At 33.3% G+C, this 15,561-nt stretch carries 10 protein-coding genes; 4 read left to right on the top strand and 6 right to left on the bottom strand.

Going from position 1 to position 15,561, the window contains the following annotated elements:
- Positions 1 to 2: 2 nt before the first annotated feature.
- The 4 genes from ABJM36_RS00895 to ABJM36_RS00880 are packed head-to-tail and all read right to left on the bottom strand — an operon-like array spanning position 3 to position 6,214.
- Positions 3 to 1,064 carry a carbohydrate-binding family 9-like protein gene (locus tag ABJM36_RS00895; protein ID WP_348448213.1) on the bottom strand — a complete coding sequence of 354 codons (1,062 nt, stop codon included), beginning with the start codon at positions 1,062 to 1,064 and terminating at the stop codon, positions 3 to 5.
- A gap of 11 nt (positions 1,065 to 1,075) precedes the next feature.
- Positions 1,076 to 2,041 carry a glycoside hydrolase family 130 protein gene (locus ABJM36_RS00890; RefSeq protein WP_348448211.1) on the bottom strand — a complete coding sequence of 322 codons (966 nt, stop codon included), beginning with the start codon at positions 2,039 to 2,041 and terminating at the stop codon, positions 1,076 to 1,078.
- A 42-nt stretch (positions 2,042 to 2,083) separates the two neighbouring features.
- A complete protein-coding gene (locus ABJM36_RS00885; protein WP_348448209.1) occupies positions 2,084 to 3,961 on the bottom strand; it encodes a sodium:solute symporter family protein in 1,878 nt (625 codons plus the stop codon).
- On the bottom strand, positions 3,962 to 6,214 hold the full coding sequence (locus ABJM36_RS00880; RefSeq protein WP_348448207.1) for a GH92 family glycosyl hydrolase: 2,253 nt from the start codon (positions 6,212 to 6,214) through the stop codon (positions 3,962 to 3,964). It abuts the gene before it with no gap.
- A gap of 129 nt (positions 6,215 to 6,343) precedes the next feature.
- Between ABJM36_RS00880 and ABJM36_RS00875 the strand changes: the two genes are divergently transcribed.
- From ABJM36_RS00875 to ABJM36_RS00865, 3 genes are all read left to right on the top strand, one after another.
- Positions 6,344 to 7,429 (top strand): sensor histidine kinase, encoded by a 1,086-nt coding sequence (locus ABJM36_RS00875; RefSeq protein ID WP_348448205.1) that lies wholly within the window; start codon positions 6,344 to 6,346, stop codon positions 7,427 to 7,429.
- Complete coding sequence (locus tag ABJM36_RS00870) at positions 7,429 to 8,139, top strand: LytTR family DNA-binding domain-containing protein (protein WP_348448203.1); 711 nt, start codon at positions 7,429 to 7,431, stop codon at positions 8,137 to 8,139. Before ABJM36_RS00875 ends, ABJM36_RS00870 begins: the two co-directional genes overlap by 1 nt.
- 233 nt (positions 8,140 to 8,372) lie before the next feature.
- The gene (locus ABJM36_RS00865; RefSeq protein ID WP_348448201.1) at positions 8,373 to 10,868 is read left to right on the top strand and encodes a peptide-N-glycosidase F-related protein; all 2,496 of its coding nucleotides are present in this window, start codon (positions 8,373 to 8,375) and stop codon (positions 10,866 to 10,868) included.
- A gap of 430 nt (positions 10,869 to 11,298) precedes the next feature.
- Here ABJM36_RS00865 and ABJM36_RS00860 read toward each other — a convergent pair whose 3' ends face one another.
- A complete protein-coding gene (locus ABJM36_RS00860) occupies positions 11,299 to 12,378 on the bottom strand; it encodes a LamG-like jellyroll fold domain-containing protein (protein ID WP_348448199.1) in 1,080 nt (359 codons plus the stop codon).
- Positions 12,379 to 12,664: 286 nt separating this feature from the next.
- Positions 12,665 to 14,578 (bottom strand): glucosamine-6-phosphate deaminase, encoded by a 1,914-nt coding sequence (gene nagB, locus ABJM36_RS00855; RefSeq protein ID WP_348448197.1) that lies wholly within the window; start codon positions 14,576 to 14,578, stop codon positions 12,665 to 12,667.
- Positions 14,579 to 15,110: 532 nt separating this feature from the next.
- On the opposite strand from nagB, the gene ABJM36_RS00850 reads away from it, so the two are divergent.
- Positions 15,111 to 15,561: carboxypeptidase-like regulatory domain-containing protein (locus ABJM36_RS00850; protein WP_348448195.1), on the top strand; the 451-nt coding region annotated here is incomplete at its 3' end.

The raw sequence follows: 15,561 nt of genomic DNA, 5'->3' as shown, positions 1-15,561 counted from the left end.
TTCTATTTAACTGTAAATTTACTATCTTCTTTTATAATTAATTGTTGCCCCGAAAACGGACTTACCACCACTATACTCCACCCTTGACTATGATTTTCAAGTATAGGATTTATTATTGTATTTTCAATTTTTATTGCTTCGGTTGTCAAATTATGTATAGAGGTGGCCCACTTTTTATTTTTTTCAAAATATGCTTTTTGACTTCTATATAATTCGAATAATTTCCATTTTATTTTTTCGTCGTTTGACACCTCAAAATCAACCATTTCTCCTGCCTCCTTTGAGGTAAAATAGACATAACCCCACTTTTCTGGCTCGTGCATATTTATAACACCCATAGGTGACCACACCCAATTGTATTCGAGTAATCGTTTACCGTTAGCATCTTTTTTTCTTTCGTACTTTCCGTTCGTTAACTGATAATCCCAATTAACTCTTGAAAAATTGACTCTCCAAAACTTGTCTGCAGGTACATTTTTTTGATAGTATCCGGTTTTATAAGCCGCCCAAGGGATAGCTATTTCTAAAACCCAACCTTTATCGGTATCATTTGGGTTATTTAATGTTCCATTTACTTTTACTGCCGATTTAAGCCCTGTAATATTCCAATCATTTAAAACTACATTAGTGTCTCTATAGGGTTTGGAGACGAATAAATCCCAAGCCGTATTTAAAGCATTAATTTCTAGTTCGTAATAATTATGAGAATCCCCATCAGGATCTACAAAAACTTCAAAATCGTTATTATGAAAAATAACCTGATCTCTTTCGGTTATGTTACCCCACACATGTGGCTCTTCAAGCTTAGCTATAATATAAAAATAAGTGTCATCCCATAGCATTTTTACTTGGGTTTTATACTTGGGTATTTTTTGGCCTTCAATATCAATAAAAGGTTCTGACCACTTAACTTTAGCCCAAGAGGAATCAAGATCTTCACCATCAATTACAATGGCTTCGTTAGTTTTATAAGCGACATAACTATTAGGCACATCAACCCCATTACGCTGTGCACAACTTAATGATGTTATAAAAAGAAATAGTATTAAAAATTTAAATTGCATGCTTCTAAAAATTACAAACTATTGTTTTTTGTAAACTGGACAACTTCGCTAAGTTTCCCAAATGCTAAAGCAACTACTGTATCAGCTGCACCATAATATACGGCTAATTTATCTTCTTCGGTATCATGTAAAGCAGCACACGGAAATACCACATTAGGGACATCGCCAACCTGTTCATAAGTTTCGGCAGGCCCTAAAAGGTAAGGCTGCGTTCTATATTTTACTTTATCCGGTTCGTTTTCATCTAAAAGAGCAGACCCCATTGCATATCGAAATCCGTTACAAGTGTTTATAACACCATGATATATCATTAACCAACCTTCGTCTGTTAATATAGGTATTGGCCCCGCACCTATTTTTGTGCATTGCCAAGCGCTATCTTCAAAATTTGAAGCTTTCATTACACAACGATGCTCTCCCCAATACTTCATGTCTGGGCTATAACTAATATAAATATCTCCAAAAGGCGTATGCCCATTATCACTTGGCCTGCTTAACATAGCATATTTTCCGTTTATTTTCTGTGGAAATAAAACACCATTTCTATTAAACGGTAAAAACGCATTTTCGCATTGAAAAAATTCTTTAAAATCGAATGTATAACCAATACCTATAGTTGGACCATGGTAACCGTTACACCAGGTAATCCAATAACGATCTTCAATAAACACAACTCTTGGGTCGTACTTATAATCAGATTCAATCATTTGAGTATTACCAGCTTTCATTTCTATGGGATCATGGTTAATATCCCAATTAATACCATCTTTACTAAAGCCAGCAAAAATATTCATTTGAACTGCTTTATTATCACATCTAAATACGCCTGCAAATCCATCTTCAAATGGTACAACTGCGCTATTAAAAATACTGTTAGACGATGGTATATCGTACCTGTTAATTATTGGGTTAGCATCGTAACGCCACATTACATCGTTAGAATCTTTTGGTTTATCTTGCCAAGGTATATTCTTCATTATTTTAATTTCTTTGTTATAAATTTGAGCAGAAACAGCCCGTTAATCTTCAAGTTTTTTAACTTTATCTAACCAAGTGAATTTTAAAATTACCGTAGTAATTATAAAAACCAATAAGCACACCCAAGTTTTAGGATAATCTCTTATCATAAAATAAATAGGTAGCAAAATCATACTAGATTGCCATACAATACCAACAACACAATTTAGCATATCTTCTGCGAAATTCGAATTTTTATTGATGCTATTATCATCTTCCTTAAGCGCCTTTAAAACTGGTGCCCACCAACCCCACGGACGAACATTAAAATAAAACTCCTTTAAGGTTTGTATATTAGTTGCTGGTGTTAAAAAGGTTCCTAAAAAAGCCCCTAATAAAGATACTATAAATATTATTGGAAAGACATATATAACCGGTATGTGTGCATAGTCATACAACCAAGTACCCATCTCGAAATTTGCCTTATTAGTATCTACTAAAAATTGAAATGTAGCTATAATTAGTCCGGAAGTCATTCCCCAGAAATACCCCCAACCGTTAAATCGCCACCAAATCCACTTTAAAAAATTTGAAGCAACATAACCTCCATAAAGTGCACTGGTAATCCATAAGGTAATCGCATTAATAGAATCGGCAAAAAAGCCCATTATAACGCCTAAAATTACAATAGCAAACGACGCAATATGGCTTGCTTTTATATAATGTTTAGGCTCAGCATCTGTTTTAAAGTATTTTTTATAAATGTCATTAACCACATAGGCAGGACCAGAATTTACAAAGGCAGAAAAGGTAGACATAAAGGCTGCTAGTAAACCTGCTAACAACAAACCTTTTATACCAACTGGAACATGATTATTTATAACATTTGGTAAAATAATTTCTAAATCACTGAGACTTAAGGTTTCTGAAACCGCCATAGAAGGCGCCAAAAACACTAAAGCTAAAACCACAATACCCGTAATAAGTAAGTAACGCGGTATAAATAAAATAAGATTGGTAAAACCACTCATGTATGCAGCTTCTTTAACCGACCTTGTAGATAGTATACGTTGCATATCGTAACTTGGTGTTGGCCCCGCGATACTAGCAAAAAAACCTTTAAAAAGACACATTCCTATAAAAGAGCCAAACATTTTATAGCCTTGAGTATCTACTAGATTATTAAATGCTGTGAGTTTACCTGTCCAAGACCCTTCCAAAGTGGTTCCGAAAAAAATATTACTCCATTCAGTTGAAATAATATTATTAATTTCTACATCTGATACGGTTACAAAAGCATAAATAGCAATTAAAATACCTGCAATTACCATAATGCCATATTGTAAAACTTCGGTTGCTACTACCGAGAACATACCGCCTTTAATAGTATAAATGGTGGTTAAAAATATAATGAGCAATGCATAACTCTGGCTAGAGGTTAATATAACTGAGTTATTCAAAACCAATTCGGCATTCCACGGTAAAATGATGGTCATAAACTTGCCAACACCTTCAAAAAAGTAGGCTATAAAACCTATGGATGCAATAATAGCAAAAATAGCAACAATAAGGTGTGATGCGCGTCCAGCTTTATCATCACCAAAACGGGTTAAAATCCACTCGGAGCCCGTCATAATATTTGAGCGTCTTATCCAAATAGCAAGAAACACCATTATAAAAATCTGGTTCCAAATGGGCCACATCCACATAAACATAAAACTTTTGGCTCCATAAAGAAACAGTAGCCCAACCATCCACGCGGTACCAGAAACATCAAACATGCCTGACCCATTACTTAAGCCTAAAAAATACCATTTGATACTTTTCCCTCCTAAAAAGTAGGAGTCTAATCCTTTAGAAGCACGCTTAGATACCCATATTCCAACACCCAGTGTTATTACTATATATAGAACTATTATTAAAATGTCAATACTACTCATTTATTGGTTTTTAATGTTAGTTCCCCAATTTTTATTAGGTGTATCTCCCATAATAAAATGAAGAGTTCCACCATTTAAAATTGTTTTATGTGAAATTGTTGATTTACTAAATACCTCGCCATTAAGTGTAGCAGATTGTATGTAGATATTTTTATCTGAAACATTTTCTGCTACAATTGAAAAAGACCTATTTTCTGAAATATTTATACTTGCTTTCTCAAATATAGGTGTACCTATTTCGTATTCTGCTGATGCTGGATTCATTGGGTATAATCCTATTGAACTTAAGGCATACCAAGCACTCATTTGTCCGCAATCCTCATTTCCGCTTAAGCCATTCGGTGTTGTGTTGTATTGAGTATCCATAATATGACGGGACCAATATTGTGTACGCCAAGGTTTACCCGCATGATTAAACATATAAGCAATATGATGACTAGGCTCATTACCATGAGCATATTGCCCTATTAAACCAGAAATATCTGCGGATGTATTAGTCCCCGTAATTTCAGAACTTTCAGTAAATAGTTGTTCTAATCGACTAGTAAACACATCATTTCCACCATGTAGGCTAGCTAAATTTTCGACATTATGCGGCACAAACCAACTGTGTTGCCAAGCGTTTCCTTCGGTATAATCTGTATGCTCCCTATGGTTTGAGTATTTAGGATCGAAAGGTTCATGCCAAGATTTTCCGTCCTCTGCTTTACCTCTCATAAACCCTGTTTTGGAATCAAATAAAAACTCATAAGCCTTAGAACGTTGAAGAAAAAACTTGTAATCCTCTTCTTTTCCTAATGCCTTAGCCATTTGTGCTACGCACCAATCATCATACGCATATTCTAAAGTTATAGTAACCGACTCGTCTAACAAATTATATGGAATATAACCGTACTTTTTATAATGATTTAAGCCACGTTCATCCTGCATCATTGTCGTTTTCATGGCTTCATAAACCTCCTCGGCGTCAAATCCTTTAATACCTTTTAAATAGGCTTCAACTATAACTGGAATGGAATGATAACCCGTCATGGTGTTTGTTTCGTTTGCATAAAGCGTCCAAACAGGAAGTATTTTTTTAGTATCGTAATAGTCCAACATGGTATTTGTAATATCAGACACTTTATCTGGCGCAATTAACGTAAGTAAAGGGTGTTCTGCTCGAAATGTATCCCACAGTGAAAGCGTTGAATACGCAGTGTAACCATTAGCGGTTACAATACTGTCATTTTCTTTTCTAAATTGTCCATTTTTATCACTAAATGTAACTGGTGCCACTTGAGCATGATACATGGCGGTATAGAAAATAGTTTTTAAAGAATCTACCGGAGTTTGAACATTAATTTTATTTAAAGCGTCATTCCAGGTCTTTTTCGCCTCTGCCTTTATAACTTCAAAATTAAATTCGTTATCATCTAAATTTTCTTTTGCATTTTCAACGCTAACCGATGATAAGGCTACTTTTGCTAATAACTGATTACTGTTTAAGTCTTCAAAAAATAATTGAGTAGCTGTTTTTGTTCCTGTTGTATTATTTCCTTCAACTATTTCGTTATCCGAAACTAATGTGTGATTAGTAATAGGTTTTGAAAATTTTGCTACAAAAAACACCTTTTGATTTTTTGCCCAACCGGTGCTAAAACGAAAACCGCTAACAGTAAACTCATCTTCAATTTGTAAATGTGTTTGGGTTGCTTTATCCCAATTTATACCAAAACCTAGGTCGATAATTACAGATTGGGTATCCTTATCTTTAAACTTATACTTATGGTATGCTGTCCTTAATGATGTGGTTAACTCTACATTTACATTATGGTCTTCAAGAAAAACTTGATAATAGCCAGGGCTTGCGGTTTCATTTTCATGACTGTAAGCCGATTTATAAGCCAGGGAATCTCTGGATTTTGAAGTTATTGTAATATCTACTTTTTTATTTATTGGCATAACCAATATATCGGCCAAATCGCCTATTCCGGTACCACTTAAACTTAAATGACTAAACCCAACGGCTATAGAATCGGAATAATGATACCCCGAACACCAATCCCAACTACTTATTCCATTTACAGGACTTACTTGTAACATTCCGAAAGGTACTGTTGCTCCAGGGTAGGTATGCCCATGACCACCAGTACCAATAAAGGGGTCTACATACTGCGTTAGAGACTCTTGTTTGAGATTTTTATTTCTATTGTCTTTATTGCAAGCAACGGTAAAAATTAAAATAAAAAAAAGAAGTATAATGTTCTTCATAAATAGTAGTATAGCGTTAACAATATAAAAATTCATAAATTTAGCAAGTTTTAAAACTAATTTAGACAGACGACATACTAACGTAGATAAACATCAAAAAAAAAGACCAACCCTAATATTTTATAAAAAATGAATTTCAACTCAAATCTACTATATCGTGTATCTTTAAAACACCATTTACTTTTCTGGTTAATTTATTTTACATTAAACACATTACGTTGGGGCAGCTATTTTGACGATGTGGCATTTGAAAGGTATTTTACAAACCCTTACTTATACTCTTTAAAAACGAACTTACTTGGTTTTACCATTCATATCGCATTAAGTTATTTCAATATTTATTTCTTAATGCCCAAATTTGTTTTAAAGAAACGCTACTTCCCTTATATTTTAATTATACTTTCTAGCATATTTGTAATGGTTGTTATAAAGTTTAACCTCACCTACCTTCTTGTAAGTCAAGATGTATGGCCAGAGGGTCCGGAAGCAACTAATACCATGACACTTAATTACACTATACAAATGATGTTTGGTGAGCTTTATGTAATCACCTTTGTTACTGCTATTAAAATTACGTTAGATTTTTTAAAGGAACATCAACGCGTAGCTAATCTTGAAAAAGCACAATTAGAGACTGAATTATTATTTTTAAAAACACAAATTTCGCCACATTTCTTCTTCAACACATTAAATAACATTTATTCTTTAGCCGTTGAAAACTCTAATAAAACACCTAAAATTATATTGAAGTTATCTGAACTTATGAGGTATTTACTATATGACACAAAGAGCAGAAAACAATCATTAGAAAATGAAATACTTTGTATTCAAAATTACCTAGACTTAGAACGCGTAAGACATAGCGACGACCTAGAAGTAGAAATGTCTATTTCTGGGGATATACAAGACAAAAAAATAGCACCTATTTTATTATTATCTTTTATAGAAAATGCTTTTAAACACGGAGTAAATAAAAATATTGGGGAAATAAAAATTGATATAGATTTTACTATTAGAAAAGATTTTCTTTACTTCACCATTACTAACCCGATGCCGAAAGAAACCATGCACAAAGACTCTATTAATCAATCGAGTGGAATAGGTTTAGAGAACGTAAAAAAAAGGCTTGCTCTTGGGTATAAAAAAGATGATTACAAGTTAGTTATAAGAAATAAAGACAATATGTTTATTGTTAAGCTTAAAATAAAAGTATAATGAAAATAAAATGTTTAATTATTGATGACGAGCCTTTAGCAATAAATGTCATTAAGAATTACTTAAAACAAATTGATGATTTTGAAATTTCTGAAACGTTCAATAACGCTATTGACGGTTTAAATTTTTTAAAAAGCAATACCGTAGATGTTATATTTCTAGACATAAACATGCCTGTTTTAGATGGTATTAATTTCATTAAAAGTTTAGAAAACCCACCTTTATTAATTATAACTAGTGCTTATGATGAGTTTGCTTTAGAAACTTATGAGTTAGATGTGTTGGATTACTTAATTAAACCCATTGAATTCCCAAGGTTTATGAAAGCCTTAAACAAGGTTAATAGAAGACTAGACAAAAACAAAGTTTTTCAAGAAAGCTCGCAAGATCGCCCTTATCTTTTTGTTAAAATTGATAAAAAGAAAATGAAAAAGATATTTTTGGACGAAATATTAACAGTTGAATCCTTGAAAGACTATTTAAAAATCAATACCACAACGGGCAAATACATTATCCATAGCACGCTATCTGACTTTACTAATTTATTACCATCTAGCGATTTTATTAGGATACATAGATCGTATACCATTGCCATAAAAAAAATAGATGCTGTTGAAGGAAATAGCGTTGAAATTGAAGGTTTAAGGTATGTTATTGGTCGCTCCTATATTGAAGAAGTAAAACAAAAAATATTAAATTCTTCAATATAATAACATATCACATTTTAACTTATATCCTTTTAATCTAAATCACTTCTTTTTTATTGTTTAAAAACCCATTTATGCTAGTAATTAGCCTAAAGTGAGTTTATTAAACTAATTTACCTTTCTTCAAAAAATTACTATCCAGCCCTCCTGTTCTGTTATCCGTCTAAGTTTTCACCGCCTTTAGAGAAAAAATTAGATTCATTTTTTTATTCTTTCTACTTTAATAAGAAAATTTAATGATGACAAAATCACTTAAAAGCCTACTGCACACCGTGCTACTCATTGTAACAACTATTACTTTCGGTCAAGCTAGTTTTAATTTCACAGGAAAGCCAACAGAATTTCACCCAAATGGAACTTTAGCAACAGCATCGCCTATTTCGTTTGTGTTAAGTAATGTTCCTAATGATGCAGATAATATAATCCGTTTACGTTTATATCTATATGCGAATGGTATTGCGACCACTGATATTAATGGTGGCGCTATTGATGATGGTATTAGTTGGAGCGCTACCAATGATAAGGATAATTATTATTTGGGACTTATAAATGATGCTGATGTGAATAATGGGTTTTATAGAACTGAAACTGTAGATAATGAAGATGGAACATTTACAAAAACCTATACCATTTTTAATGTTTCTAACAATGGTATTAGTGATACCTATAGAAATGGTGGTATAGATGATGGGGCGTATTACGCGCCTGTAGTCATATTAATTCATGCTAACGGCCAACCAAGAATAAATAATTCAGGAATGGAAGGTACAGGTAATGGTAATAAACCAATTATTGTAGACCAAGCAACTTTAGACCAAAGTCCAGATGAAATTGCATCACATTTAGCTTTTTCGTATTATCCTCCTGAAGAAAATAACACGACAGGTAATGGTGAATTTCCACATATTATTGCTAACTCTTCCATAGATTTACTTGGTACTGGAGATGGCTCTGGAAAAGAAAATCAAATTATAACCTTTGATTCCGTTGGAAAAAAAAGCACTAGCGCAGATCCTTTTAATGTTTTAGCGACGTCTACTTCTGGTTTAACCGATATAACTTACACTGTAGAATCTGGACCAGCTTCAATTAGTGGGAATACTGTAACATTGGATGGTAATACTGGTATTGTTACCTTAAAAGCAGAACAAGCAGGTAATGACGATTTTAATCCTGCAGAAACCTTCCTTCAATTTGAGGTTATTGATGTTAGTACTTTTTCCCCTACTATTTCAACTCGACTTACAGAAGATTACCCAATAGAAATGCCTTCATTTTACGCCTACCCTATTTACGTAACATCCTCTATTGAGGAAGCTGATTTGGTTAGTATCGACACTATAGAAATTACCGTTGATGATACACCAATTACAGTAATTGGCGAAAACAATTTATATTATGCATTATGGACTCCAAACACCTACGGAATGCATACTATTAATATTACCGCTAGTGGATCTAATGGTAACAATACATCTATAACAAAAACTATAGAAGTCACTAATGCTATTTCGACACAAACTGTAAAAACCATGGATCAAGATGTGATTGAATTCGGAACAGAAAATAGTCGTGATTTTTATGGTACATTCACTATGCCACAGCATGTAGGTAGTTATAATAAAATTATTGCAAATTTATTAGTAGAATGTCCATCAGCAACAGGAGATTGTGATAATTGGGATCGTAGAGCATATATTGATGTTTTGGGACCTGATGGCAATTGGATTCAAATTATTCGCTACATTACGCCTTACGGGGTGGGCTGTAGTCACACTATCGACTTAACCGATTATGCCAGCCTTCTTCAAGGAGAAGTAGAATTTAGAATGTTTATTGATACTTACGGAACAGGTGGATGGCAAATATCGTTAGATTTTGATTTTCAACAAGGCACCCCCGAATACTTATATTCTAGTGTTGATGAATTATGGGACGGTGCTTGGGATTTAGGAAACCTAAGTGACCTACAACCTATTCCTGATGCCAACTACACCTACAATCTTAATGTAGTAAGTTCTCATTTACGTTTATCTAATACTGGCCATGGTTGGGGGAGTAATAATTCTGAAAATGCAGCAGAATTTTATGAAGCTACAAATTTTATTGATGTTGATGGTGTTGAAAACTACACACAACATTTATGGAACGATTGTAATCCAAATCCTGACAGCTGTACTGGACAACAAGGTACTTGGCAGTATAGTAGAGCCGGATGGTGCCCTGGAACAATAGCGCCTCCAGATATTATTGATATGACACCTCAAATTTCTAAAGGCACGGTTGACTTTAGTTATAGATTAGACCCTACTTATGTTGATTACTGCAGTCCTAACAATCCAGATTGTGTTACTGGAGTTACCTGCGACGATTGCAACGACGGATTTAATCCACGTTACCATATAGATGGGCAACTTATTAACTTTAGCAACTCGCCATTAATACAAGGCACGTTAGATGTTGAAGAAGTTGATAATACAGCAAACTATGAATTACTAGCTTACCCGAACCCATCAAATGGAATATTTCATATATCAAGCAAAACAACAATTGGCAAATCAGTTATGTATATAGTAGCTGTTTCTGGTGAAATAATTAAGACTTATTATTTTGATTCTTCTGAGGAATTAAACAATACATCCTTTAATTTATCATCTCTTGCTAAGGGACTCTATTTTGTAAGCATAGAAAATAATGCAGGTCAAGGTAATTTAAAACTTATTATCAAATAAGGCAAGATACTAATTAAGAGATTACACTATTATAAAAACAAGCCCGTTAAATTTAATTTCGGGCTTGCTTTTTTTTCTACTAAACTCCTATTAAAAAAGAATTCAAAAATCCATTTATAGAGGCAACTATTTAAATCTGTTTATTTGTCCTTTGTACAGATTAAGAATGAGCCACAAGAAATCTCATATAGATTAGGATTCGTTCTCTTAAGCTGCGCTTTTCATCTTCAAACTAAATATAATAGCTTTCCATAGCGTTCGAAATGACAAATCACTCAATATTATAATTCATGATTAATATAATGTAGGTAAATAATAATCCAACTCAGGCCTTTACTTAAATATGGCAATTCTAATTAATGCTCACAAAAAATCCTGTTACACGTTTAAATATAACAGGATTAAAATATTATTAAACTTTACAGAATAATTACTTTTTAAGAATTTTCAAGTTAGCAACTTTATTATCTTCTCTAACCTTAACAATATACATTCCAGAAGTTAAATCTCTCATGTCTACAGAATTACCACTGGTTCTAATAATGTTTTTTCCAGTAATATCGAAGACACTAATTTGTAATGAATTATTACTTGCTGTTTGAATATTTAAAAAGTCTACTACGGCATTCGGATAAGCTTTAAGTTCGTTTTGTCCAAAAGCTACATCAGCTGTACTAAGGTAACCACCACCATAAATTGATGTAATTTCTGCTGCAGTAAGCGCAGAATCATAAACTCTAAGATCGTCGATACCGCCACCGTCGAACCATTTTAGAGTATTATTACCTCTACTACCAATAGTAAGTTTATCATTAACTGTATTGAAAGGATTAGCACTATTACCTCCATCGTTGGTAGTAGCCACACCATCTATGTAAAATATAATATCTTCCAAAGTTGTTCCACCGGCATAAGTAAACGCTACATGGTGCCAAACACCTACTTCTTCTAAATTTGGAGTATTAACACCACTAGAGTCATAATTACCGTTAACGTTACCACCTCCAATAGCTATTTGTATTCTATCTTGAGCGGCAGCAAGTGTCCAAGTAACTCTACCTTGGGAGGAAGAACTAGGGTCTCCCATATTCAATATAACATGTGACCCACCGCCACCAGAAATGTTATCAAATCTTATCCAAGCTGCAAAAGTACGAGCAGCATTGCCTAGAATAGCCAAATCTGTTGTACTTTTAATTTCAGCTGAAGCAGCGTTGTCAATTATACCTTCATTGCCAGTATAAGCGCCCCCACTATCAACAGGGTAACTAGAAAAGTCTAAAGCAAAACTACCTTCTTTAGGTGTGCTACTATTAAATAAAACATCAGACGCAGCGGCATCATTACCAACAACCTCAAATTCGATACCAGCAGGATCGGTAGTACTAGCGGTTAAATCATTTTCAAATTGTACATGCAAAAAAGCAGCAGGATCTTGTGCTTGTACAGTTGCAACTGTTAAAGACACTAGAGTAACAAAAGATAATTTTTTAAGTAATTTTTTCATCATAAAATTAATTTAAGGGATTAAGCTACAATTTAGCCATAAAACCCGATAATACCTTAATTTTTAGACGAATAACTAATATACAAGGGAGTTGGTCAAGAAACCACTCATTTTTGCTTGCTTTGTGCAAACAATAAACCGTAATGAATTGTAAATGTGAAGGGTAGCGTAAAAAAAATCATCATTTTACGTAATGTACTAGGATGATCTTATATTGAAGAAGTAAAATAAAAAACATTAAACTCGACAATATAAGACACTTTCCTAATACTGCTATTAATCAAATCAATTAAAAATGATATCGTTTAAAGGCCTCTATTGCTGCATAATCAGCTAATCCAAGGTCGTTATATTTTTTTGCAGTTAACCTATTTCTATCCTCAACTCTTACCCAAAATTCTCTACTGTCATCACCTTGAAACATAACACCGTCTTTTTGTGACTGATGATAAAATATTGCATGTCTTTTTCTTAGTACTTGATCTGGGCTCATTGGAACTGCCATTTCAATTTCGTAAGATTCCCACTCATGCCATGCTCCACGGTATAACCAAACCCAACATTCGTTCATATAATCCTTGTGTTTTAATTCTTCTAATGAAGCAAATAAAGCATCTAAACACACTTTATGTGTACCGTGTGGATCTGCTAAATCACCTGCCGCATAAATTTGATGTGGTTTTATATCTTCTATTAAGGCAGACATTATATCAATATCTGGTTGTGATAAATTATTCTTTTTAATGGTACCTGTTTCATAAAAAGGTAAATCAAGAAAATGAACATTAACATCATTTAAACCTAAATAACGGGTTGCTCCAAGAGACTCACTTCTTCGAATTAATCCTTTTAAACGACGCACTTCAATAGAGTCTACTTCGTTTCCTGTTTTAGTATTAATGGCTTCAATAATGCTATCTGAAGTTTCCGACTCTGCATGTAATGCTTTAGTAATCTCTGCAAATTTTAAAGCTTCGCTATCGGACACAGCTATATTTCCAGAAGTTTGATATGCAATATGCACCTCGTGACCTTGTTGCACAAGCCTATCAAAAGTACCACCCATAGAAATTACATCATCATCCGGATGAGGACTAAAAATAATAACACGTTTTTTCTCGGGATTAGCACGTTCTGGTCGGTAGGTTTCGTCTGCATTTGGCTTACCTCCTGGCCAACCTGTAATGGTATGTTGCAGTGTATTAAACATTTTAATATTTAAATCGTAAGCGGTACCTTCAACACCTAATAAATCAGACATTCCATTATCGTTATAATCTTTGTCTGTTAATTTAAGAATTGGCTTATTGGTTAATTCGCTTAGCCAAACAACTGCTTTTAACTTAAGTTCGTCAGTCCACTCGCAAGAGGCCACTAACCATGGCGTTTTAATACGTGTCAATTCAGACGATGCTCCTTTATCTAAAACAAAAGTAGTATTATCGTGTTCTTGTAAATACGTAGCTGGTACTTGCGATGAAATTTCCCCTTCAATAGTTTCCTTTAAAATTTCAGCCTTACTAATTCCCCAACCTAATAAAACAATTCGTTTAGCACTTCTTACGGTACCAACACCCATTGTTATAGCTTTTCTAGGCACATTATCAATACCAAGAAATGATGGCGCTGCATCAACTCTTGTAATATGATCTAAAGTTATACTACGTGTAGCCGAATTAAAATGAGAACCAGGTTCGTTAAATCCAATATGCCCTGTTCGTCCAATACCTAATAATTGAAAATCTAGACCTCCTAAGGCTTTAATTTTATTTTCGTAATCAATACAATATTGATATAAATCATCATGACTAACAGAACCATTTGGGATATTAATGTGTTCAGGTAAAATATCTACATGATTAAAAAGGTGCTCATGCATGAAATAATAATAACTTTGAATGTTATCTTTTTCCATTGGGTAATACTCATCCAAATTAAAAGTAACCACATTAGCAAAACTTAAGCCGTCTTCCTTATGCATTCTCACCAACTCCTCATAAACTTTAATTGGAGATGATCCCGTTGCTAATCCTAACACACAATGCGTGTTACTTGCTTGTTTACCCTTAATTAAATCTGCTATTTCTTGAGCCACAATTATGGATGCCTCCTGTGATGAATCGAAAACCTCATTATGGATTTTCTCAAAACGTGTATCCTCAAATTTACCTGCCTCTTTAAACTTAATAAGTTTTGCACTCATGATATATACTTTAAATTTATAGAAGTAAAACTATGTTATTGCCAAGGTTTACCTATTAAAATTTCGACCAATAACCATTCGGAACAGATAAAAACTAAAACTTGGTATTAGTTTTTATTTAAGAACAAGAACATACTGACGTTATAAATATCGAAAGAAATATTTTCGAATTAGGACATGCTATAATTGTCTTACAACCCACAGATTTTCAAACACTACACTATTTAGTTTTTTAACGAAGACCAGAGGTTATTCGTCGAAATTTCTAAATTTTTAGAATAAAAAACATCTAAGTTTAGAACTTCGAATTGACCTCTTAAAAAAAAGAACCAACACATTCCGAATGCTTTAAAAAAAATATCCGTTTTTTTTTAAAACATAAAAACAATTTTAAAGTCAATAAATAAATTAAAAAAGTTTCATTAAAACGCAATCAATATATATGGTCTAAAAAAATAAACACTTCAATCGGTAAACTAAAACAACAAATCTTATTATTTAAATTTAAAATCAACTATTTAACTCGCATAATATGAAAATTAAATTCTATTTCTTTTTTGCACATTTAAATAAAAGGCTACTTATTACCACTATGAGGGCTCTTGTATTTTTGTGCTTTACAACGTCTTTTGGTTTTACACCAAAAACCGTAATAACTGAAGAAAACACCAATAACACATCACAACAAACAGTAAGCGGTATTGTAACAGATGTTAACGGACAACCAATACCAGGAGTAAATGTCTTAGAAAAAGGCACAACAAATGGCGTTCAAACCGACTTTGATGGTGTTTATTCCATAAGCACATCCAACCAAAATACAACTTTGGTTTTTTCTTTTGTTGGTTTTAAAACCAAAGAAGTTGCCATTACTAACCAAACGACTTTAAATGTCTCTTTAGAAGAAGACATCTCTCAACTAGACGAAGTGGTAGTGGTTGGTTACGGAACTCAGAGCTCTAGTAAAGTTGTAAGTTCTGTAG

The sequence above is a fragment of the Algibacter sp. genome (assembly GCF_039977455.1).
Taxonomy (GTDB): domain Bacteria; phylum Bacteroidota; class Bacteroidia; order Flavobacteriales; family Flavobacteriaceae; genus Algibacter_B.
This window is presented reverse-complemented; position numbering and strand designations above follow the sequence as displayed.

What these genes read in the sequence shown, in the direction of transcription:
- ABJM36_RS00895 (WP_348448213.1), bottom strand. Translation starts at nt 1,064, where the DNA reads ATGCAATTTAAATTTTTAATACTATTTCTTTTTATAACATCATTAAGT.
- ABJM36_RS00890 (WP_348448211.1), bottom strand. Translation starts at nt 2,041, where the DNA reads ATGAAGAATATACCTTGGCAAGATAAACCAAAAGATTCTAACGATGTA.
- ABJM36_RS00885 (WP_348448209.1), bottom strand. Translation starts at nt 3,961, where the DNA reads ATGAGTAGTATTGACATTTTAATAATAGTTCTATATATAGTAATAACA.
- ABJM36_RS00880 (WP_348448207.1), bottom strand. Translation starts at nt 6,214, where the DNA reads ATGAAGAACATTATACTTCTTTTTTTTATTTTAATTTTTACCGTTGCT.
- ABJM36_RS00875 (WP_348448205.1), top strand. Translation starts at nt 6,344, where the DNA reads ATGAATTTCAACTCAAATCTACTATATCGTGTATCTTTAAAACACCAT.
- ABJM36_RS00870 (WP_348448203.1), top strand. Translation starts at nt 7,429, where the DNA reads ATGAAAATAAAATGTTTAATTATTGATGACGAGCCTTTAGCAATAAAT.
- ABJM36_RS00865 (WP_348448201.1), top strand. Translation starts at nt 8,373, where the DNA reads ATGATGACAAAATCACTTAAAAGCCTACTGCACACCGTGCTACTCATT.
- ABJM36_RS00860 (WP_348448199.1), bottom strand. Translation starts at nt 12,378, where the DNA reads ATGATGAAAAAATTACTTAAAAAATTATCTTTTGTTACTCTAGTGTCT.
- nagB (WP_348448197.1), bottom strand. Translation starts at nt 14,578, where the DNA reads ATGAGTGCAAAACTTATTAAGTTTAAAGAGGCAGGTAAATTTGAGGAT.